Annotated in this window: 19 protein-coding genes; 15 read left to right on the top strand and 4 right to left on the bottom strand. The window is 38.9% G+C overall.

Annotation, left to right across the window (positions count from 1 at the left end; genetic code table 11):
- Positions 1 to 176 precede the first annotated feature (176 nt).
- The 4 genes from EM808_RS20450 (at position 177) to EM808_RS20435 (ending at position 5490) form a co-directional block, all read left to right on the top strand.
- The gene (locus tag EM808_RS20450) at positions 177 to 1115 is read left to right on the top strand and encodes a diacylglycerol kinase (protein WP_127740236.1); all 939 of its coding nucleotides are present in this window, start codon (positions 177 to 179) and stop codon (positions 1113 to 1115) included.
- 182 nt (positions 1116 to 1297) lie between these two features.
- Positions 1298 to 2668 carry a 23S rRNA (uracil(1939)-C(5))-methyltransferase RlmD gene (gene rlmD, locus EM808_RS20445; RefSeq protein ID WP_127740234.1) on the top strand — a complete coding sequence of 457 codons (1371 nt, stop codon included), beginning with the start codon at positions 1298 to 1300 and terminating at the stop codon, positions 2666 to 2668.
- An 840-nt stretch (positions 2669 to 3508) separates the two neighbouring features.
- Positions 3509 to 4498 carry a 2-keto-3-deoxygluconate transporter gene (kdgT, locus tag EM808_RS20440; protein WP_127740232.1) on the top strand — a complete coding sequence of 330 codons (990 nt, stop codon included), beginning with the start codon at positions 3509 to 3511 and terminating at the stop codon, positions 4496 to 4498.
- A gap of 44 nt (positions 4499 to 4542) precedes the next feature.
- Complete coding sequence (locus EM808_RS20435; RefSeq protein ID WP_127740230.1) at positions 4543 to 5490, top strand: sugar kinase; 948 nt, start codon at positions 4543 to 4545, stop codon at positions 5488 to 5490.
- A 59-nt stretch (positions 5491 to 5549) separates the two neighbouring features.
- On the opposite strand, the gene EM808_RS20430 is transcribed toward EM808_RS20435, so the two are convergent.
- Positions 5550 to 6311 carry an IclR family transcriptional regulator gene (locus tag EM808_RS20430; RefSeq protein ID WP_127740228.1) on the bottom strand — a complete coding sequence of 254 codons (762 nt, stop codon included), beginning with the start codon at positions 6309 to 6311 and terminating at the stop codon, positions 5550 to 5552.
- Between the two features lie 289 nt (positions 6312 to 6600).
- Between EM808_RS20430 and EM808_RS20425 the strand changes: the two genes are divergently transcribed.
- The 9 genes from EM808_RS20425 to EM808_RS20385 all read left to right on the top strand — a co-directional run bounded on the left by EM808_RS20425 (position 6601) and on the right by EM808_RS20385 (position 15973).
- On the top strand, positions 6601 to 7503 hold the full coding sequence (locus tag EM808_RS20425; protein ID WP_127740226.1) for a phosphate ABC transporter substrate-binding protein: 903 nt from the start codon (positions 6601 to 6603) through the stop codon (positions 7501 to 7503).
- 81 nt (positions 7504 to 7584) lie between these two features.
- On the top strand, positions 7585 to 8508 hold the full coding sequence (gene pstC, locus EM808_RS20420) for a phosphate ABC transporter permease subunit PstC (protein WP_127740224.1): 924 nt from the start codon (positions 7585 to 7587) through the stop codon (positions 8506 to 8508).
- Complete coding sequence (gene pstA, locus EM808_RS20415) at positions 8508 to 9395, top strand: phosphate ABC transporter permease PstA (RefSeq protein WP_127740222.1); 888 nt, start codon at positions 8508 to 8510, stop codon at positions 9393 to 9395. The genes pstC and pstA overlap by 1 nt, the downstream gene beginning before the upstream one ends.
- 19 nt (positions 9396 to 9414) lie before the next feature.
- On the top strand, positions 9415 to 10242 hold the full coding sequence (gene pstB / locus EM808_RS20410; protein WP_127740220.1) for a phosphate ABC transporter ATP-binding protein PstB: 828 nt from the start codon (positions 9415 to 9417) through the stop codon (positions 10240 to 10242).
- Between the two features lie 11 nt (positions 10243 to 10253).
- Positions 10254 to 11027, top strand: a complete 774-nt coding sequence (gene pstB, locus EM808_RS20405; RefSeq protein WP_127740218.1) for a phosphate ABC transporter ATP-binding protein PstB — start codon at positions 10254 to 10256, stop codon at positions 11025 to 11027.
- A gap of 13 nt (positions 11028 to 11040) precedes the next feature.
- Positions 11041 to 11700 (top strand): phosphate signaling complex protein PhoU, encoded by a 660-nt coding sequence (gene phoU / locus EM808_RS20400; protein ID WP_127740216.1) that lies wholly within the window; start codon positions 11041 to 11043, stop codon positions 11698 to 11700.
- Positions 11701 to 11840: 140 nt separating this feature from the next.
- A complete protein-coding gene (locus tag EM808_RS20395) occupies positions 11841 to 13628 on the top strand; it encodes a methyl-accepting chemotaxis protein (RefSeq protein ID WP_127740214.1) in 1788 nt (595 codons plus the stop codon).
- A 171-nt stretch (positions 13629 to 13799) separates the two neighbouring features.
- Positions 13800 to 15008: a 3D domain-containing protein gene (locus EM808_RS20390; RefSeq protein ID WP_127740212.1), complete on the top strand. Its 1209-nt coding sequence runs from the start codon at positions 13800 to 13802 to the stop codon at positions 15006 to 15008.
- 149 nt (positions 15009 to 15157) lie between these two features.
- Entirely contained in the window at positions 15158 to 15973 is an 816-nt protein-coding gene (locus EM808_RS20385; protein WP_127740210.1) for a MetQ/NlpA family ABC transporter substrate-binding protein, read from the top strand.
- Positions 15974 to 16199: 226 nt separating this feature from the next.
- Here EM808_RS20385 and EM808_RS20380 read toward each other — a convergent pair whose 3' ends face one another.
- The 3 genes from EM808_RS20380 to EM808_RS20370 all read right to left on the bottom strand — a co-directional run bounded on the left by EM808_RS20380 (position 16200) and on the right by EM808_RS20370 (position 19371).
- Positions 16200 to 17492 (bottom strand): ABC transporter substrate-binding protein, encoded by a 1293-nt coding sequence (locus EM808_RS20380; protein ID WP_127740208.1) that lies wholly within the window; start codon positions 17490 to 17492, stop codon positions 16200 to 16202.
- Between the two features lie 86 nt (positions 17493 to 17578).
- Positions 17579 to 18406: a carbohydrate ABC transporter permease gene (locus EM808_RS20375; RefSeq protein WP_127740205.1), complete on the bottom strand. Its 828-nt coding sequence runs from the start codon at positions 18404 to 18406 to the stop codon at positions 17579 to 17581.
- Positions 18406 to 19371 carry a carbohydrate ABC transporter permease gene (locus tag EM808_RS20370; protein ID WP_127740203.1) on the bottom strand — a complete coding sequence of 322 codons (966 nt, stop codon included), beginning with the start codon at positions 19369 to 19371 and terminating at the stop codon, positions 18406 to 18408. Before EM808_RS20370 ends, EM808_RS20375 begins: the two co-directional genes overlap by 1 nt.
- Positions 19372 to 19634: 263 nt before the next feature.
- Between EM808_RS20370 and EM808_RS20365 the strand changes: the two genes are divergently transcribed.
- Together EM808_RS20365 and EM808_RS20360 are read left to right on the top strand one after the other, a co-directional pair.
- On the top strand, positions 19635 to 21452 hold the full coding sequence (locus EM808_RS20365) for a cache domain-containing sensor histidine kinase (RefSeq protein ID WP_127740201.1): 1818 nt from the start codon (positions 19635 to 19637) through the stop codon (positions 21450 to 21452).
- On the top strand, positions 21449 to 23038 hold the full coding sequence (locus EM808_RS20360; RefSeq protein ID WP_127740199.1) for a response regulator: 1590 nt from the start codon (positions 21449 to 21451) through the stop codon (positions 23036 to 23038). The genes EM808_RS20365 and EM808_RS20360 overlap by 4 nt, the downstream gene beginning before the upstream one ends.
- The last annotated feature ends 137 nt before the right edge of the window (positions 23039 to 23175 follow it).

Below are 23175 nucleotides of genomic sequence, written 5' to 3'. Positions count from 1 at the left end.
ATAGGATGTCTAGTGGGGTTGGGATATTAGTTATTTGGGTATAATTGATAGCAGAATTCTAAATTTTTTTACAGAGCAGTTGGCAGTATACTAAATATTGCCTAAAGAAGTAGTTTTCGTATATGATGTTAGATGATAGAAAACAAGCCATGAAATTATGAAATAGGATGATGGGTATGAAAAGGGCAAGAATTATATATAATCCAACATCAGGCCGGGAAGCTTTTAAAAAGCATTTGCCGGAGGTGCTGAAAAAACTTGAGAATGCTGGGTATGAAACATCCTGTCATGCTACGACGGGTCCAGAGGATGCCACAAAGGCTGCGAGGATTGCAATTGAAAGAAGATATGATCTTGTTGTTGCAGCTGGCGGAGACGGCACAATTAATGAAGTAGTTAATGGACTAGCAGAACAGGACTACCGGCCGAAGCTTGGAATTATCCCAGTTGGTACAACTAATGACTTTGCAAGAGCCTTGCACATCCCGCGAGACATTGAAGCTGCCGCGGATATAATTGCTAAAGGCGACACAATCCCTGTCGATATTGGACGGATAAATGAAGACAAATACTTTATCAATATTGGCGGCGGAGGCAATTTGACGGAGCTTTCGTATGAAGTGCCGAGCAAGTTGAAAACAATGCTTGGACAGCTTGCGTATTATTTGAAAGGTATGGAAAAGCTGCCTTTTATTAAAGCTACTAAAGTAAAGATAGAATATGACGGAAAGCTATTCGAAGGGGAAGTCATGCTGTTTTTAATTGGTCTGACAAACTCTGTCGGAGGATTTGAAAAGCTTGCGCCAGGTGCTTCGATCAATGACGGTCTATTTTCCTTGCTTATCCTAAAAAAAGCCAACCTAGCAGACTTTATCCGTATTGCCACATTGGCGCTTCGCGGTGAGCATATTAATGACCCGAATGTTATTTATGTAAGTGCAAACCGTATTAAGATAACATCAGAAGAGAAGGTACAGCTGAACCTTGATGGTGAATTCGGTGGGGTGCTTCCAGCAGAATTTGTTAATTTATACAGACATTTTGAGGTGTTTGTTCCGATTGACCAAATCCGCGACGAAGATCGCCCTAAAGAAGAGACACTAACAGCAGAGTAAAGATATAGAGTGAGTGCGGACTCACTCTATCCACCACTCCAAATCCCCATAAAAGCCCCTTATTTCCATTGTTTTCAAACTTTAAAAAACCAACAAGGATTATAGATAACAGGAAAAGTATGATACAATTTTGTTCGGTATACTTTTCAAAAATAGATAACATGTAGCAAAGGAAGTAGACAATGAGCAGAACATTGCCCGTTCAAAAGAACGATATATTAGATATAGTATTTGAAGATTTGACACATGAAGGTTCTGGCGTAGCGAAGGTTGAAGGTTATCCACTGTTTATCCCCAATGGACTTCCAGGGGAAAAAGCGAAGGTTAAAGTGGTGAAAACTAATAAAAATTTTGGGTTTGGCCGTTTGCTTGAATTGCAGGAAAAAAGCCCTTATCGAGTGGAAGCACCATGTCCAATTTATAAAGAATGCGGAGGCTGTCAGCTTCAGCATCTTAACTATGAAGGTCAGCTTCTTGTGAAGCATAAGCATGTTCAGGATGTCCTTGAAAGAATCGGAAAAATTGATGCTGTAGTTCACCCGACAATCGGAATGAATGAGCCATGGCGCTATCGTAACAAGGCACAGGTGCCAATTGGCGAGCAGGAGGGCGGTCTGATAGGCGGTTTCTATCAACAGCGCAGCCACCAAATTATTAATATGGAAGCCTGCCTTATACAACAAGAAGAAAATGATGATGTCGTAAGAAAAGTAAAAGAGATTTGTCAAAAGTACGGAGTAAAGGCATACAATGAGGAGCGACATAAAGGCGAGCTTCGTCATATCATGGTTCGCCGTGGTTTAGTTACAGGTGAAATGATGATTGTGCTTATTACGAGAACAAACGAGATTACGAACAAAAATAAAGTTGTGGATGAAATTGCAGCAGAGATTTCCGGTTTGAAATCAATTATCCACAATGTGAATAACAAAAAAACAAATGTCATTATGGGTGACATAACAAATGTGTTATGGGGACAAGAAACAATTACCGATTATATTGGAGATGTAAAGTTCGCTATTTCAGCCCGCTCCTTCTATCAAGTAAATCCAGAACAGACAAAGGTTTTATATGATAAAGCACTTGAGTATGCTAATTTGCAAGGCGAAGAAAACGTTATTGATGCTTATTGCGGTATCGGCACGATTTCTCTGTTCCTCGCGAAAAAAGCAAAAAAGGTGTTTGGAGTAGAAATTGTTCCACAAGCAATCGAAGACGCTGGCAAAAATGCACTCCTAAATGATATCCACAATGTGGATTTTGCTGTCGGCAAAGCAGAAGAAGTTATCCCCAACTGGTATAAAGAAGGAAACACAGCAGACGTTCTAGTCGTTGATCCGCCAAGAAAAGGCTGTGATGAAGCCCTATTACAAACAATCATTGCCATGAAGCCAAAAAAAGTCGTATATGTTTCCTGCAACCCAGCAACATTAGCAAGAGACCTGCGCGTTCTTGAAGACGGAGGCTATAAAACACTTGAAGTACAGCCTGTGGATATGTTCCCGCAGACAATGCATGTAGAGGCTGTGGCCCAGTTAGTATTATCAGTGTGATATCAGCTCTTAGAAAAATTCTGGATTTCCCTAAAGAAATCCAGAATTTTTTGTTTTAATGATAGCTATGAATAGACAATAAATCGCTTTCTGTAAACCTTGAATTTTGTTTATACGGAAAGACCTTGTGGATAAAACCTGAAAGTATTAACACTTGTTATTAAAAAACCTCATAATGTTGATAACTATTGATTAAACTCCTAATTATTCAGTGAATATCCACATTAACTGTTACAACTACAAAACAATCGTAAATACTCCAGGTAATTTGATTCAAAGCGCAATATCACGTAACGCTGCAAAATTATATGCTGTATTTTAGGCTGGTGTCTATGTGAAGAGACTATTAAAAATACAGCAGACTTTTAAACTAGGCATCCAGGTTTAAAGGCTAGATGTTAGCTTCTTAGTTTATAGAATAATGGTTTACATAATAATAGGAGAAAACAATATCTTCTCAAACAGATATTGTTTTTTTCTGTCGAAATATCCTTTTCTTTTGCCAAATTATTGAATTATAAAAATGTAAGCGGTATAATTATTTTATGGAACAACGTACCACGATGTGGAACGTTAATGAGATTGTTGAAAGGAGGTTATTTGCTTTTCGTTTTTCGAAAATATGTAAGCGTATTCTTAGTTGGATTAGTGAACGCCAGCATGACTAGGGCAAGTTTTTTCTATGAGTGATCGTTTAAGTTGTTTACAAGAGCATGAAGAACTGGATGATGTGTTGAAGGGCAAGTCTTTAACACGCGGCATAATTCAATTACTACATATCAGATGCAGCGTCTTTTTCAATTGCTTAAATTACCTAAATAGGAAGGTAAGGATGCTAATATGAAAATCATGAAGTCGATTGAGCGAATACCAGGAGGCCTTATGCTGGTTCCGCTGTTTGTAGGAGCTATTATTCATACGTTCGCACCAAAATCTGGCGAGTATTTCGGGTCATTTACGAATGGGCTGATGACAGGTACAATCCCGATTCTTGCTGTCTGGTTCTTCTGCATGGGTGCAGGAATTAATTTGAAATCGACAGGAGTTGTTTTGCGAAAATCGGGAACGCTGCTGGTGACAAAGATTGTGGTTGCGTGGATTGTTGCTCTTGTGGCAGGAGCGTTTTTGCCAGAGGGTGGGGTACAGACAGGCTTTTTCGCCGGATTTTCGATTTTGACACTTGTTGCGGCGATGGATATGACGAACGGTGGTTTGTATGCGTCCATGATGCAGCAATATGGAACAAAGGAGGAAGCCGGTGCATTTGTATTGATGTCGCTTGAGTCAGGTCCGCTTGTGACAATGCTTATTCTTGGTTCAACTGGGATTGCGTTTGAACCGCAGGCATTTGTTGGGGCAGTGCTTCCATTTTTAATCGGTTTTATTTTAGGAAATCTTGATTCTGATTTTAGAAGTTTTTTCAGCAAGGCTACACATACAATGATTCCATTCTTCGGATTTGCTTTAGGAAATACGATTGATCTCGGCGTAATTGTGAAAACAGGCTTTGCCGGTGTCTTGCTAGGCATTATCGTTATTATTGTTACAGGTATTCCATTAATGCTTGCAGACAAGTTTATTGGGGGAGGAAACGGAACAGCGGGGATTGCTGCTTCAAGTACTGCTGGCGCTGCTGTTGCCAATCCAATGATTATTGCAAGTATGAAGCCGGAGTTTATGCCAATTGCCCAGTCTGCAACAGCATTGGTAGCAGCATCTGTCATTGTAACCTCCATTTTAGTTCCGATATTAACTGCCTTTTGGTATAAATATATGCAAAAAAAGAACAACACGAATAGTGGAAGTGGCGTAAATACTCGTGCGCTTTAAAGAGCAGATTCTTCCTATATTAATAGAAGGAGTTGATTGTTAGTATGAGCAGAATAGTTACTGTGGGAGAACCGATGGCCCTATTTGCGGCAGAGTCTGAAGGGCTTTTGGAAGAGGCAGATAGGTTTGCTCGGTTTGTGGCAGGAGCAGAAGTGAACTTTTCAATCGGGATGGCTCGTTTAGGCCATAATGTCACATATATTACGAAGCTTGGGAATGATCCCTTCGGCAAAAGTATTCAAAGCTTCCTGAAGAATAATGATATTGATACGAGTTTTGTTACCTTTGACGATAAGCACGCTACAGGAATGCAATGGAAGCAAAAGGTTTCCGCCGGAGATCCAGAAGTGTTTGCTTTAAGAAAAAATTCTGCTGCTTCTACAATGGATATTCAATCAATAAGTTCATTGTCTCTTACAGACTTTCAGCATCTCCATTTGACAGGCATTCCTCCAGCATTATCAACGAGCTGCAGGGAAATGGTTTATGAATTGGCGCGTAAGGCGAAAGCGCAAGGGGTATCGATTTCATTTGATCCTAATATTAGACCTGCTCTCTGGCCAGATAAAAAAGAGATGGCGGCAGTTATCAATGACATTGCCTTTTTAGCTGATATTGTCTTTCCTGGCATGGAAGAGGGAAGGCTGCTTACGGGCAGAGAAACTCCTGAAGGAATTGCTCAATTTTATCATGATGCTGGTGTAAAAACCGTAATCATTAAGCTTGGACCAAAAGGGGCTTATACTAGTTCTGAGGATAAGAAATTCTATACAGAAGGTTTTAAGGTTCACAAAGTCATTGACACAGTTGGTGCTGGAGATGGGTTTGCTGTTGGTGTGACCAGTGCATTGTTGGAGGAGTTACCGCTGGAGGAAGCGGTCAGAAGAGGAACAGCAATCGGCGCTCTTGCAGTAATGGCTCCAGGTGACAATGATGGACTCCCTGACAGAAAAGGTTTGAGTGACTTTATGGAACCTAAATTAAATAGATAAATAGAAAAAGAGCAAAGTATGCCAATGAGGCAGCTTTGCTCTTTTTCTATTTACTATTATTAACTGATGAAGCCAAGGTGACGGGATATGTCCGCACTATAATGCTTCATTTTTTCAACCAACACTTCATTTATTAAATCCATTGTCACTCTTGTACTAGGACCAGAGATGCTGAAGCTTGCGATTATCCTGCCTTCATGGTTGTAAATAGGGGCAGCGATGCAGCGTAAGTCCTTTTCATTCTCGTTATTATCTAATGCATAGCCTTGTTGCTCCACCTTGTCTATTTCCTCGCGTAATTCTTCCTTTGAAGTGATAGTGGCAGCTGTTTTGCTGACAAATTCCATTTTGGAGAGTGATTCTTCCAAAGCTTCAGAATCTAGCCCTGATAAAAGTACTTTTCCAACAGCTGTGCAGTACATTGGAGCTCTGCTGCCGACACGGGAGAACATGCGAATCGTTTGTGTGCTTTCTATCTTGTCCACATAAAGGACTTCTTCTCGGTCTTTCGTACATAAATGAATTGTTTCATTGACTTCCTTACATAATTTGGTCAGAAATGGTTTTGCTGTCTGAACAAGTGTATTACTGTTCAAGAAATTTCTTGCAAGGAAAAGTGTCTGTAATCCAAGCTTATATTTGTCTGTATCCATGTCCTTTTCGACATAGTTCATGTTGGTCAATGTTGCCAAAAGTCTGTGTACTGTGCTTTTGGAGAGGCCAACCTGTTCGGTCAGGCGGGCGATTTGCAGGCCATCTGGATATTCAGACAGCTTGTTTAATATCGTTAATGCTCTTTCCAGTGATTGAACGTTTGACATAGTATTATACCTCTTCATCTAAATGAGAATAGGACCTTTTTCTTCTATATTACGTCACAAGTAATCTTTTGTAAATTAACGGATTTGTGGTGAATTAATGGGGTATGTCCATAAATTTTGGGACTTGATAACTATAATAATGGGATAATAACCACTTTTTCGACAATTATTCACAAAAAACTAGCATTTACAAAACCTTTACAATTGATTCAAACAACATTAATAGTTTTCCCTTATTCTAATTCTTGTAGGACAAAACACCAACATATCCTTAGGGGGAATTAAAGAAATGAAAAGTTTGAAAAAGCTAAGCCTGCTTCTGCTAGTTGCAGCACTTATGGCATTCATCGCTGCATGCGGAGGAAATGACAACACAAGTGGAGATAACAATGAAGATAATGGTTCAGAAGAAAAATTATCAGGCACTTTGACAGTTTCTGGTTCATCTGCAATGCAACCATTAGTAGCAGCTGCTGCTGAAGAGTTTATGGCTGAAAATCCAGAAGTTGATATCCAAGTGAACGCTGGTGGTTCTGGTACAGGCTTATCACAAGTTTCTGAAGGTTCCGTAGATATTGGAAACTCTGATGTTTTTGCTGAAGAAAAAGAAGGAATTCCTGCTGATGAGCTAGTTGACCACAAAGTTGCTGTAGTAGGTATGACAGCTGCTGTTAACCCATCTGCTGGAGTTAAAGATATATCTAAAGAAGATTTGATTAAAGTATTTACTGGCAAAATCACTAACTGGAAAGACCTTGGTGGTGCTGACCAAAAGATTACATTAGTTAACCGTCCAGATTCTTCTGGTACTCGTGCAACTTTCAATAAATATGCATTAGATGGCGCTACACCTGCTGAGGGAGTTACGGAAGATTCTTCAAACACAGTTAAGAAAATCATCTCTGAAACTGAAGGAGCTGTAGGTTACCTTGCACTTTCTTACTTCACTGATGACACTGTAACACCACTTGCAATTGACGGCGTAGAAGCTACTGATGAAAAAGTTAAAACTGGTGAATTCCCAGTTTGGGCTTACCAACATGCTTACACTAAAGGTGAGCCAAATGAACTTGCTAAAGCATTCCTTGACTACATGGCTGCTGATGAGCAAAAACAATTGATCGAAGACCAAGGATATATTCCTGGCAGCGAAATGGAAGTAGAGCGTGACGCTGAAGGAAATCAAAAATAAACGAATTAGGTAAGGGGCAATGCCGACCTGGCGTTGCCTCATTACCAATTAATGACGTAAATTAGGGGTGCTTCAAAAATTATGGAAAAATCATCACTTCCTGTTAGAGAGAGATTAATCAAATCTAATAAAACAAGGCTTAATGGTGAGGTACGGGGTAAAGTTTTAGTAACATTATGTGCAATTATCATGATTTCTGCTACTATTGCAATCACAATTTTCCTAAGTACAAAAGGTTTACAGTCTTTCATTAAAAACGGTGTAAGTCCGATTGAGTTCTTAACCAGTACGAATTGGAATCCTACTGATCCAGAAAGCCCAATGTATGGGGCACTGCCTTTTATCTTTGGTTCTTTTGCGGTAACAATGCTTGCCGCACTAGTTGCAGCACCACTTGGAATTGGAGGAGCTATTTTCATGACTGAAATTGCTCCGTCATGGGGGAAGAAAATACTTCAACCAGTAATTGAGTTGCTTGTTGGTATTCCTTCCGTTGTTTATGGATTCATAGGACTTACAGTATTAGTGCCTTTTATCAGGGAGCATGTAGGCGGACTTGGTTTCAGCTTGTTATCTGGAACAATCGTCTTAGCAATCATGATCCTGCCGACAGTTACGACAATTGCAACAGATGCAATGGCGACACTGCCTAAATCATTGCGTGAAGGATCTTATGCACTTGGTGCTACGAGATGGCAAACAATCAGGAAAGTACTTGTTCCTGCTGCCCTTCCTTCATTGTTAACGGCAATCGTTTTAGGTATGGCAAGAGCGTTCGGGGAAGCATTAGCGGTTCAAATGGTTATCGGTAACACGAGAATTATCCCTGGAAGCATTTTAGATCCAGCCGGAACATTGACAACTATCATCACATTAAATATGGGTCATACAACATATGGAAGTGTTGAAAACAATACACTTTGGTCAATGGGGCTTATCTTGTTAGTTATGTCATTCGCATTTATCTTGCTAATCCGTTATCTGTCATCTAGGAGGAAAGTATAATGAACAGCAGAGTAGCAGATCGTATCGCAACCAGTGTGTTTGTTGCGATAGCAATCGTTATTGTATCCGTTCTTGTCGGATTATTTTCTTACATTTTGTTTAATGGCGTCAGCCACATATCGCTTGATTTCTTAACAAATCCATCAAGTAATGTCCGTGCAGGCGGTGGAATTAGAGATCAATTATTTAACTCATTTTACATTTTGTTTATCACAATGATTATTACTGTTCCACTTGGAGTGGGTGGTGGAATTTATATGGCTGAGTATGCAAAGCCTGGGAAAATTACAAACACTATCCGTACTTGTATCGAGGTCCTTGCATCACTTCCTTCTATTGTTATTGGTATGTTCGGTCTATTAATGTTCGTTAACTTAACAGGATGGGGCTATTCAATCCTTGGTGGTGCGTTGGCATTAACAGTGTTCAACTTACCAGTTATGGTGCGTGTCAGTGAAGATGCACTTCGTTCAGTGCCGCGTGATCAGAAAGAAGCTAGTCTTGCATTAGGAATTACACATTGGCATACAATTAAAACAATTCTTTTACCAACAGCATTTCCATCGATTCTAACAGGTGCAATCCTTGCTTCTGGAAGGGTGTTCGGGGAAGCGGCTGCGCTATTATTTACATCTGGATTGTCAACACCAAGACTGGATTATGCAAACTGGAATCCATTCGTTGAAAACTCTCCATTAAATATATTTAGACCTGCAGAAACTTTAGCTGTTCATATTTGGTCTGTTAACACACAGGGACTTATTCCGGATGTGGAGGATATCGCAAACGGTGCGTCCGCAGTATTGATTTTGTCTGTGCTGATTTTCAACCTAGGTGCGCGTTTAATTGGAGGCTTTATCCATCGTAAACTTACAGCATCTAAATAACTAGGTAAGGATGATGAAAATGAATACAAGTACATTGCCAAGAACTGCCGTCCTTAACAGAGAACAGATTTCTGAAACGTCAGTTACAAATAAAGATCTAATCCTTCAAGTAAAGGACTTGGACATATATTACGGAGAAAAACGAGCAGTTAATACGATTTCAATGGATATCGAAAAAAATTCAATCACTGCATTAATTGGACCGTCTGGCTGTGGTAAGTCAACTTTCCTTCGCAGTATTAATCGCATGAACGACCTTATTCCTGGAGCTAAAGCAAAGGGAGAAATTCTATATGAAGGCTTGAATATCCTTGGTGATAATATTGATGTTGTTGCATTAAGAAAAGAGATTGGCATGGTGTTCCAAAAGCCAAATCCTTTTCCTAAATCAATCTATGAAAATATTGCGCATGCGTTGAAGTTTGCGGGGATAAAGAAAAAAAGTGAGTTGGAAGTCCTTGTAGAAGAGAGCTTAACGAAAGCAGCACTTTGGGATGAAGTAAAAGACAGACTTCATAAATCTGCTTTGTCATTATCTGGTGGACAGCAACAAAGACTTTGCATTGCTCGTACAATTGCAATGAAGCCTTCACTTATGCTGCTTGATGAGCCTTCATCTGCTCTTGACCCGATTTCAAATGCCAAGGTTGAAGAGTTAATTGTGGAATTGAAGAAGGAATATTCTATTTTAATTGTTACGCATAATATGGGTCAGGCTTCAAGGATTTCGGATAAGACTGCCTTCTTCTTGAGCGGAGATTTAATTGAGTTTGATGCGACAGAGAAAATCTTTACAAACCCATCTGTTAAAAAGACAGAAGAATATATTTCCGGCAGATTTGGATAAGGGGGACTATCATGTCAACAGCTGTTACGCACGCGCCTGTATTTGAAATAAATGATTTAAACCTTTGGTATGGAGATCACCATGCCTTAAAAAATATCAATTTCCCGATTAACCGCAATGAAGTTACGGCTATTATCGGTCCATCCGGCTGTGGGAAATCGACGTTTATTAAAACCTTAAACTTGATGATTAATATGGTGCCAAACGTTAAGATGTCTGGTGAAATTAACTATAAAAGCAAAAACATTATTAACAAAAAAATCGATCTTGTTGATTTGCGCAAAAATGTCGGTATGGTTTTCCAAAAGGGAAATCCATTTCCGCAAACAATCTTTGAAAATATTGCTTACGGACCAAGAATTCACGGCGAAAAGCGAAAAAAGGTGCTTGAAGAGATTGTAGAAAAATCACTTCGTGACGTTGCACTTTGGGATGAGGTAAAGGATCGTCTGCATACTCCTGCGATGGGACTTTCAGGTGGACAGCAGCAGCGTCTTTGCATCGCAAGAGCGCTTGCGACAAAGCCTGATGTACTTCTAATGGATGAACCTACATCTGCTCTTGACCCAATTTCAACATTGAAAATTGAAGAGCTGATGCTTGAATTGAAGGAGAAATATACAATTGTTGTCGTGACACATAATATGCAGCAGGCAGCACGTGTTTCAGACAAGACAGCCTTTTTCTTAATGGGAGAGCTAGTTGAGATTGACGAAACATCTAAAATTTTCTCAAGACCGGCTGACCAAAGAACAGAAGATTATATTTCCGGACGATTTGGATGATTGGGGTGCAAGGATGAACACTAGGACGAATTTTGACAGTAATCTTAAAGAACTAAAACAAAGTCTTTTAGATATGGCGGAAGAAGCAGAATATGCCATCAAAAAAGCAATGGTTTCCTTAATTAGCCAAGATCTGCAGAAGGCTGAGGAAGTAATTGAAGGAGACAACAAAATTGACGAAATGGAAAATAAGATTAACGATCAGGCAATTTTGTTAATCGCAAAAGAATCCCCAGTAGCAACAGATTTAAGAAAAATAATCGTGGCTCTCAAAATTTCGTCTGAAGTGGAACGGATTGCCGATATGGCTGTTAACATTGCTAAATCCACCATTCATATTGGCGGTGAACCACATATTAAGGATATAGTGGAAATACCGCTTATGATGGAGAAGGCACTAAATATGCTAAGGGAATCCTTAACAGCCTTCTATACGGAGGATACGGTTATAGCAAAAGCAAGTGCTGAAAAGGATGATGAGATTGATGCGATGTATGGTCGTCTTATTCAGGAACTTATGGGTTATATCCGTGAACACCCAAGTGAAACAAAGCAGGTAACACAGCTTGCCTTCGTTTGCAGATACATCGAACGTATCGGCGACCATGTTACGAATATTGCCGAAAATGTTATCTATTTAGTAACTGGAAAAAGATACGATTTGAACACATAACCAGCAGATTTATCTGCTGGTTTTTTTTATTGTTATATTTTTGTAAAATTTCCGTAAATTTGTAGATATAACTTCTTAAATCCTTCATATTGGTAATTAGGTATATTGTCTTATTTATCTTTTTTTGCAGGAGGAAAGTCATGTCTGGAAAATGGAAATTCAAGCTGAAGCCAAGGACATTCAATATTGTTAAAAAGAAGGCAAAGAGTAAGGATCGGGAGAAAACCTCATTCAGATGGAAGGATATGCAAATTAGGTCAAAGCTCTATTTACTGTTTGGTTTTAACGCTGTTCTGTTTTTCGCTACAACAATAGTTGTAATTATACTGCTCAATATGTTCTGGTCAAAAACAATCGATATAAAAAATCAGGGGGAAAAGGCTGCAGCAATTGAGGAAATAGGCTCTCTTATACGAGCAAAGGATATTCGTATTGCAGACTATATTACCTTTTTAAAAGATGAGGACATTAAAAGCTATCGACAGCTGCGAAACGAACTGAATGTGTCGCTAGACAGCTTAAATGAGACAATTGCAGACAAAGAGCAAAAACAGCTGATTAATAAAATAGAAGAGAATAATGAAAAGATAGATGATTTGTTTATTCGGACTGTGGCTCCTGCGGTTGTGAGACTAGATGAAAAGATTTACACGGACGCAAGGATGGAAATCGCACAGCTTAGAGAGAACAATGCAGCGACACTTGCAGACTTAGTTAACTATGTAGATTCTAACCGTAATAATACGATGCAGAACATGGAAAAGAGCATGACGTTCTTTGTTTGGCTCATTATAGCGGCTGCAGCGATGTCTGCTATCTTCAGTGGAGTCTTTGTTTACTTTGTCTCCCGTTCTTTAAAAAACAACCTAGAAAGGGTTGTGCAAAGAGCTAGCAGAGTGGCGCAAGGAGACTTGTTGGAGGAAGAATCTCTTTATGATGGCAAGGATGAGATTGGCCAGCTTGAAAAAGCGATTAATGGCATGATTTACAGTCTGAGGAGCATGGTGAACAGCATTGGGAACGCTGCTGTTTCAGTTACTAATAACAGCGAGGAGCTCGCTCACAGCTCATCAAATGTTAAGCATTCAAGTCAGCAGATATCTGAAACGATGGCAGCTTTATCTGCGAGTGCAGAACAGCAGGGAGAGGGTACAAGCCAGCTGATTGCCGCATACGAGTCCTTTAACAGACAGCTTGGAGTTGCCGCAGATAATGGAGCAATGGTGAAGGATAGCTCTGAAAAGGTTCTCTCTGTAACATTGAAAGGGCATAATTCGATGAAAGAGTCGATTACTCAAACTAATATTGTATACGAGATGATTCGAGACACATATGAAGAAGTGCTGGGAATGGAAGAGAAGACAAGAAATATTCATACACTAGTTGAGTCAATAAAAGGGATTGCCGCACAAACAAACCTGCTCGCATTAAATGCCGCAATCGAAGCAGCAAGAGCAGGTGAAGCAGGCAAAGGCTTTGCAGTAGTGGCAAATGAAGTGAGGAAGCTTGCAAACCAAGTGGAAACATCATTGGTGGAAATCAACAGTACAGTAACAGCGGTGCAAAATGTTTCAGAAGCCGTATCACGCTCACTAAAGAACGGTTTTCAAGAGTTAGAGAATGGCTCCGTTAAAATCAAGAAAACTGGAGAGGGCTTTGAAACAATAAAGACGGAAGTGGAAGACATGGTTTGTAATATTGCTGTAATATCAAATACACTTGCACACCTTATGGCTGGCAGTTTGGAGATTAAAGCAGGTGTAGAAGTGGCAGCAGAGGCTTCGCAAACTTTTGCCGCAGGTGCTGTTTCATCGTCCGGATCCTTGCAGGAGCAGGATGCAGAGCTAGAACACATCTTTGCTAGAACAAAGGAAATGCTTTCAGAAGCAAATAATTTATCGGCACTTGTGAAGAATTTTAAGATGTAATAAAAAAAGCCGGTTGGTAAATGATAGAATTTTTTATAGAAATAAAAGACATTATTAGTAAAATGTTCTAGTATGTAAGCGTTTTTTAAAGGAATTGACTCGTTAATTTAATAGAATTGTAATTTAACAGCCCCTTTCATGTGTTATAACTTAATGGAAAGGGGTTTTAAGATGAGTCTGATTAAAAAAATGATGGTTTTATCATTAATATGTGCTTCTTTTTTTTCTACTTCATTGATGGCACATGCAGAAACGAGTCAAGAAACACTTACAAATGGTAAAAGCAAACTAGAAGAAAACGATAGATTGCTCGATGAAAAAGAGCAAGAACAGCAGCAAGCATCGAAAGAGCTTAAAGCAGTGCAGGATGAGCTTGAGTCTACAGAAGGCCAATTAGAGGCTAGTAAAAAAGAAATCTCATCCATAGAAGGTAAAATAGAAGAGACGAAACTTCTGATAGAAGAGAAAAAAGATCAGATTGTTGAGTTAGAAGATAAAGTGCTAGAACGTAAGGATGTCATGAAGGATAGATTGGTAGCCTTACAAAATACAGATAAAACAAACATAATTATGGAAGTTATACTTAATGCTCAAGATTTATCAGATTTCATTGATCGTGCAGCAGCTGTATCAGCTTTCTATAATGGCGATAAAGACCTTCTGGAACAGCAGCAGCAGGATCTAGAGACTATTGAGGCAGAAAAGAAGGATGTTGACGATAAAGAGGCAGAGCTTCAGCAAAGCTATGAATCATTAGCTGAAAATCAATCTGCTCTTGAAGCAAACCTGGATAAAAGACAGGCCGCTGTATCGGAAGCAAATAATAAGTACAAAAGCATCTCCAAGGAAATTAAGATAGCAGAGTCAGAAAAGGCAGCTATCCAAGCAGAATTGAAGGATGCAGAGGAAAGCATCAAGAAACAGCAGGAAGAGGCAGCAGCACGTAAAAAGGTAATTGTGCAGCAGCAAACAGCAGTATCTGCTGAAACGACTGAGGCACCGAAATCATCTTCTTCTTCATCATCAAAAGGTAAGAGTAATTCAAGCTCAAATTCAAATAAGAATTCAAGCTCTAAAAAGGAAAGCAGCAGTTCAGAGACAATTTATGTATCTGCAACAGCATACAGCCATGAAAGCACAAAGTCTGATTATACAGCCCTTGGTTATAATATCAAAAAGAATGCGAACATGAAGCTGATTGCAGTTGATCCTTCCGTTATCCCATTAGGCAGTAAGGTTTGGGTAGAAGGCTATGGTGAGGCAATCGCTGGCGATACAGGCGGTGCTATTAAAGGCCATAAAATTGACGTTCTAATGCCTAATAACGGCAAAGCAAAAGCTTGGGGACGTAAGACAGTGAAAGTGAAAATACTTGATTAATAATGATATGGTGCAAAGCAACTGAGCTTTGCACCTTTTTTGTTTTTGTATGAAATATCGGAATATTTGAGAATAATTCTCATACTGGAAGGAATCATGCTATAATTACTTCTGGCAAATGTGCCAGAAAAAATAGAAGGAGTCTACATATGAAAAAATTAATGTTATTCATTTTGTTCAGTGTCCTGTGCCTTGCAGGATGCGCCAGCAATGCAGATAAAGAAGAACCGAAAGAGAAAAAGGAACAAACGCTTAAAGTGGCTTCCTTAATCCCTCCTATGACGGATATTTTAGAAATAGCGAAGCCATTGATGAAGGAGGAAGGCATTAATTTAGAGATTGTTGTTCTCAACGATAATGTTCAGCCGAATAATGCTTTGGCAAACAAAGAAGTGGATGCTAACTTCTTCCAGCACGTACCGTATATGGAGCAGTTCAACAAAAATTCCAATGCTGATTTAGTGGCAGTTCAGCCGATTTACCATGCTGTATATGGCGGTTATTCTCCTAAATATAAATCATTGGATGACCTTCCAGATGGAGCAACTGTTGCTATTGCGAATGATCCGACTAATATAAGCAGATCCCTTGCTCTTATGGATAAATATGGATTGATTAAGCTGAAAGACGATGCAACTAGCACGGATGCTACAGAGGCAGATATTGTTGAAAATAAACGTAACTTCAAAATTAAAAAAGTAGACTTACTTATGCTTGCCCGTGTATATGAGGATACAGATTTAACGATCATGACTCCTGCTTATGCTGAACCGTTAGGCTTAAAGCCAAACAAGGACGCTCTTTTAACAGAAGGAGTAGAGTCTGCATTTGCTATTACACTTGTAGCGCGCAAGGATAATGCTGATTCAGAAGCAATTAAGCTGCTAGCTGAAAAAATGACAGGGCCTGAAGTGAAGAAATTCCTTGAGGAAGACTATAAAGATTCTGCATTGCCAGCATTTTAAGGTAAAAAAAAGATCCAGCTATTACTAGCTGGATTTCCAAAGTATATCTATTTCAAGGGGGAACTTGAAAAAGAGTAATTGTCTTAACATATACTTATTGTACCCCGCAAATATGAAGAAATTATGACAAAACTATCAACTTTTCTTAACAAGTTTGTGAAGCTTTAAAGACTAAAAAAGCAGTGTCTCTCTCTTAAAGAGAACACTGCTTTTTTTGTTGGTAGAGTTATTTTTTCAGTTTATTCCAAGTTTCATCAAGAGCTTTCATTGTTTCTTCTCTTGTGCTTTCTTTACCAACATATGCCTGCAAGCTAGCACCAAATTCTTGTCCAGCGCCATCTGGGTATTTCATAAACTGCCAAGTATATGTTTTGCCTTCTTGAGAGTATTTTTGAATTTCAGCACCTAGTGGGCCGATATCATCTGCACTTGCTTCAATTGTTTTGAATGCAGGTACATATTTGAAGTCTTTTACTAACATTGTTTTCGCTGCGTCAGAAGTAACCATCCAGTTTAGGAAGTCTAGAGCTGCTTTTTTATCAGCATCTGGAGCTCCATTGTGAACAACCCAGTTTGTTGGAACGTCGACCATTAATTTATCTGATTGCTCTTTATCATCACTAAGCGGCATTGGAATAAAGCCAACTTCCAAATTTGGATTCAATTTGTCTAGCATCGGCTGAATCCAGTTACCTTGTTGAATCATTGCTGCTTCACCTGTAGCAAATAGAGTTACTTGTGTATTGTAGTCTGTTGTTAAAGGATTTTTGTTGCCATATTTCAAAGTTACGTCTAACAAGTCAAAGTATTTGTTAAAGTACTCATTTCCTTCAATTTTGGATGTACCATCATTTAAGCCTTTAATGAAAGCATCTGCATCATCCTGATAAGCAAATGGCACGTTCAAGCCGTGATTTGCTAGTACCCACCACTCGCCATAACCGATGGAGAATGGAGTAATGCCTGCAGCTTTTAGTTTTTCTGCTGCTGCTTCTAATTCTGTGAAAGTAGTCGGAAGCTCTGTAATTCCTGCTTTTGTAAATAATTCTTTATTATAGGCAAAGCCATAACCCTCTAAGTTTACTGGCTGTCCGTATACTTTACCGTCAATTGTCATTGGTACTAATGCGCTTTCATAAGCGTCCTTAACCCAAGGCTGATCAGATAGGTCCTCGAATTTATCCTTCCAAGTAAGGGCTTCTTGGTAGCCGCCATTGCCGAAGATATCTGGCGCTTTGTTGGAAGCGAATTTTGCTTTTAGTGCAGCTGAGCCGTCAGCGCCGCCTCCGACAGATTCAATGTTGAAAGAAACGTCAGGATGCTCTTTTGTATATGCATCTGTAAGTGCTTTTAATTGGTCAGCAATTTCCACTTTGCCGTTGAATATATCAACAACAACCTTGCCGTCCTTGCTGCCGGAATTATCAGAAGCCGTTTCGTTGGAACATGCAGTTGCAAGTAGAAGTGTCGCAGACAAAACACCTGCTGCTAATGAAAATTTTTTGAATTTAAAACCCATTGGTTTCCCCTCCTGAATTAGGAAAAAATTTTTATATGGATCTCCATCCTTTTAAGAAAGGATGGAGGTAGATCCCGTTAAGTAATTTACTTGATAGAGCCGCTTGTAATCCCCTTGATGATGTGTTTTTGCATCGCAAAGAAGAAAATTAATAATGGGATGATACCGAGCATCAATGCTGCAAGTGCTAAATCCCATTGCTTCGTATATTGGCCGAAGAAGAAGAAGGTTGCCAAAGGAATCGTTCTTAAATCTGGATTTTGTAAGACTAGGGATGGAAGCAGATAGTCATTCCAGATCCAAAGGCTGTTTAAGATAACGATTGTCACAGTTATCGGCTTAAGAAGCGGGAAGACAATCCTCCAGAACAAGCCGAATCGTGAACATCCATCAATGATGGCTGCCTCTTCTAATTCTACCGGTATTCCTTTAATAAATCCGTGATACAAGAAGATAGTCATACCAGACCCAAACCCTAAATACATGATAACAAGTCCCCAGATGCTGTTTAGCAGGTTAAGGCTTCCTGCTGTCTTGATTAAAGGAATCATGATTGATTGGAATGGAATAATCATTGCCGCAACAAATGACATAAAGATGATATTAGAAATTTTCTTTTTTGTTCTGACAAGCATGTACGCAGCCATTGAACAGAAAACAACGAGAACGATATTACTTGCTATTGTGATGATTAATGAATTACCCAAAACCTTCAAGTAATCTAGTTTTTCAAATGCACTAACATAGTTTTGAAATTGAAGTGCCTTAGGCAATGCAGATGTGTTGGTCAAAATCTCCGCAAATGGCTTTAAGGAATTTGAAATTACATAATAAAATGGCACTAAAAAGACAAGTCCGATTAATATCGCAAATATTTCTAGAATAAAGGTTCTTCCATTATATTTGTTGCCCATTAGGATTCAACCTCCTTCTTCTTAGAAAGTGTTACTTGAAGGACAGAGATTGTTGCCACAACAAGGAAGAAGATTAAAGCTTTTGCTTCACCGATACCATAGCGGTTATTGACAAATGCTTCAGTATAAATGTTAAGCGCTAACATTTCAGTTGACTTAAATGGTCCCCCGTTTGTTAGGGAAAGGTTAGCATCAAAGATCTTGAAGGAAGATGCTGTTGTTAAGAACAAGCAAATTGTTACAGCAGGCGCAACAAGAGGCATTGTAATATGGCGCAATATTTGCCATTTGTTTGCTCCGTCAATTTTAGCTGCTTCAATAAGCTCCTGTGGAACGTTTTGCAATGCTGCAATATAAATAATCATAATATAGCCGGCACCCTGCCAGACACTGACGATGACAATTCCCCAAAACGCTGTATTAGCATCTCCGAGCCATGCCAACTCAAAGAGTGGAATGCCTGTTAACTCTCCAAGGGAAGCAAATCCTCTAACGAAGATGAACTGCCAGATGAACCCAAGCAGCAAGCCGCCAAGAAGGTTAGGCATAAAGAAGACAGTCCGCAATATATTTCGGGTTTTCAGCATTTGTGTGACAAGAAGCGCCAGACCAAAGCCGATAAGATTCGTCAATACAATGGCGACAATCGTATACTTCGTCGTCAGTAAGAATGACTCTTGGAATTGTTTATCCTCTGTAAACAAATATTTGAAGTTATCCAGTCCAACCCATTTTATTTGTCCAGTAATACCGTTCCAATCAGTAAAAGAATAATAGATTCCTGTAAAGAATGGAACTAAAACAATAATGGTAAAGGCGAGAAAGACAGGACCCACAAATAATGTGAACAGCCCTGCGTTTTTAAGCCTCTTTTTCTTGGCTGTAGTGACAGGTTTTTTTGTATTTCTATTAATTGTAACGATATTGGAACGATTCTGTTCCTGCAAATTATTTTCGTTGTTCACTTTCCGCACCTCCTGTATGTATAATGTAAGTTATAAATGAATTTTATGAAACTGCTTACATTGACGAGAAGGGTGGAAAATATTAAACTGCCTTTTTCGCTTATGGAAGTGTTTTTTTAGAATAGTAATTTAATGAAAGTGAATATATTAATAGAAGTAATGTGATAAAAGAAAAAAAGTTGCTCATACTTGTGCAACTTGATTCGTACATATAGAGGGGAGGGGAGGTCAGGAGAGGACACTAAGAGCTGCTGACCAAACATATGAAATGGGGAATTCGGAAGAAACTTATACTGCTGCTGATGATTGCAACAATTCTCCCTTTCGGAACGGGAATCATCATTACTTATTACTATACGATTGACTCTATTAAAGAAAGATCTGTCACAACAAACTATGACTTTATCAAAAAGGGCGAGGAAGAGCTGTCCGTCTATCTCGAGGATATTGCTCAGATGTCGTCTGTACTGTATCGTTATACTCCTTTCATGAATGTGCTTGGAAATGGCATTTCTGATGACAGTACAGTCAATGAGGAAGAGGTAAGAAGGCTGCTCGCATATTTGTTTAATACAAGGACGGAAATAGAGCAAATGCATCTGTACATTAACAATGGTTCTGACTCTTATACAAATTATCACAGCAAAATCAGTTCCAGAGTTAAGTACAAAAATGTCTTTGACCACCCTTATTATGCTCAATTTAAGACGAACACGACAGACTATTCGTTAATTGAGGCGCCTCATGAAATATACAGTTACAACAATATTTCCGAAATTCCGAATTCAGAGAAAGTGAATGTGTTAAGTTTCCATAATATCATTCGAAACATCCCTTCAGAGGATTTTCTCGGGTTTCTTTCCATTGATATCAACCTGTCAAGAATTGCGAGCATAGCAGAACGGCTATATACAGCAGAAGAGGAAGATTTGTATATTGTGGATGATCAAAGGAAAATCATATATTCCTCATCTAAAGAGGAAATAGGTAAAGGGATGGCAGATAATTGGTTTAATAAAATAACGCAAGAGAGAGACAAGCATAGTCTGGAATGGGAGGATAAGGACTTTTCAGGTGTGATTGTATTCCAGAAGTTCTCTGTTCAAGAAAAAGACTGGTATATAGCAAAGAGGATTCCTTATGCTGTTTTATACCAGACCGCAAGAGAAACTGTTGTGATGAATAGCTTAATTGGTGTTATAGCGTTAGCAATCGTGTTATTAATTACGTCACTTGTTTCAGTTAAGGTAACAGCGCCGATTAAAGTATTGATTGCCAATATGAAAAAGGTAGAAAAAGGCCAACTGGAAGCAGATTTTGACTCATTAGGAAATGATGAAATTGGCATGCTTGGCAAACACTTTAAATCAATGATAGGGAAGATTAATTTGCTGATTGATAAGGAATATAAGCTGGAGATAGAAAACAAGGCATCACAGCTAAGGGTGCTACGGTCCCAAATTAATCCGCACTTTTTATATAACAGCCTGCAATCAATTGGAACATTGGCATTGAAGGCAAAAGCAGCAAATGTTTATTCCCTGCTTACGTCCTTATCAAACATAATGAGGTATAGCATGAATATGCAGGAGGATATTGTTCCATTTACGATGGAAGTTAAGCATGCAAAAAGCTATCTATCCTTGCAAAAGCAGCGGTTTGATGAGCGCTTTGAGTACACTATTGATATTACTCCAGGAATTGGGACTTTGCATGTCCCGAAAATGATTCTCCAGCCAATTGTTGAGAATTGCTTCAAACATGGTTTTGCAGACCAGGACAAGCAGGAGGAAATTTCTATTCAAGCCACATTATTGAATGATTATATTGTTCTGTCTGTAAGCGATAATGGCAAGGGTGTTAACCAAAAGCAGCTTCAGGAAATCAGGCAAAAGCTTTATAGGAAGGAGGCTGTCACTGAACCCGGTCAAAGGGAATCTATCGGCCTGAAAAATATTTATGAACGGCTGCAAATTTACTATAACAATCAGGCTGAAATGATTATAAGCGGCAAGGAAGAGCATGGGTTTATGGTAGAAATATATATTCCGAAGAAACTTAATGGGGTGCAGGAAAAATGAAGGTTTTAATCGTTGATGACGAAAAGCATGTAAGGGAAGGCATTCGGCTGCTTGCAAATTGGGAAGAAAATAATATAGAAGAGATCTATGAGGCGAGCAATGGGGAAGATGCGATTCAGCTCATTGAGCGCTATAAGCCAGAATTAATTTTCTCTGATATGAAGATGCCGAAAATGGACGGAACAAAATTGCTTGAATGGATTAAGGAAAATAGACCAACAAGCAAAACGGTTGTTATCACAGGTTATGATGACTATGATTATATGCGTAAGGCGATTCATTTCAACAGCTTTGATTATCTATTAAAACCAGTTGATCCTGAAATCTTGAATAATACCCTGAAAAATGCAGTGGAGAAGTGGAATGAAGAGGAGTTAGACAGAAAAAAGAAGCTGAACTTTGACCAGCTTGTTAACAAGATGAAGCCTGCATACCGGGACAGAAAACTAACTCATTTTTTAACAAGCAGATCTGTTAACGAAGAGGTTTTTCGTGAATTTCAATTCTATTTGGCAAGTGAATACAGGGTTGCTGTAATGTCCTTAACGGAAAAAACAATTGAGCAATTCAACAAGGACAGAGAATTAGCTTATTTTTCGATCCTGAATATTATAAGTGAAGCCTTAAATGAAAAAAGAGCCGGCATTGCGTTCCGTTATTTAGCGAATAAAGGAGAAATCGCTATTATTCTTTGGAATAAGGCTGAGGATGTGGACAGGCAACTGACCGAAATCTATCAAAAAATCCGCGCAACCTTCAATATTTCCTGTCCGATAGCGGTTGGCGGACCTGTAAGTGAGCTTGCAAAGCTAATGGACTCTTATGAATTGGGAAAAGAGCAGCTTTTATCGATGAATGTTCTTGAAAAACGGGAAACCAGAGTTTATATCAAACCGGTTTTGCCTAAGCTAGAGTGGAAAAGCTTAATGAAACACAATACAGCGATCAAGATGGCAATGCAAACAGGAGAAATTGGCGCATTTACAGACATTATTCAGCAAATAGAAAATGAATTTACAGAGAACGGCTTTTTATCATGGAAACAGCTATTGCATTTTGAAAAGGAATATCGGATTGTTGGAGAACGGTGGTATAAGCACTTCCAAATTCCTCTTCCGAGTGCATGGGATAGTGACTCCAATAGAATAGATGCCTTTTTTGAACCTGAGGGCAGTTTTCTTCTTGAGGAATACAAGGCTTATATTAAAAGAGAAATAGCTGTGTTTTTGAAAAAAGTGAAAAGAGCAGCTTCCAGCAAAGAGAGTAGCATTATTTACGAAATTGAAAAATATGTTATTGCAAATTTCAACAGAGACGTTAAACTGCAGGAGCTTTCAGAACAGTTTTATATTAGCAGGGAATATATTTCACGTAAGTTCAAAAAAGAATTTCATGTCACGATAACTGACTATTTAACTAAGATAAGAGTGGAAAAGGCTAAATCCCTGCTTGCGAACAGCTCGCTAAAAATATATGAGATTGCTAATCTGGTAGGCTATCAGGATGATAAGTATTTCCGGAAGCTGTTTAAGAAAACAGTTGGTGTTACACCAAATGAATATAGAGATTCAAAGATTAGCGGATAGTTTGAAAGGTAAAAAACAGGTCTAAATTGTTTTATTTACTAATATAAGGGTAAAAGGATGTTCAATATATTCCACCCTATTTGCTCAATGTAAGCAGTTTCAATCTGGTGGGTATGCTTTAGAATATATAGGAAACA

Source organism: Niallia taxi (assembly GCF_004005475.1).
GTDB lineage: Bacteria > Bacillota > Bacilli > Bacillales > Cytobacillaceae > Niallia > Niallia taxi.
The sequence above is the reverse complement of the archived record's forward strand: the minus strand, read 5'-3'. Positions and strand labels throughout refer to the sequence as shown.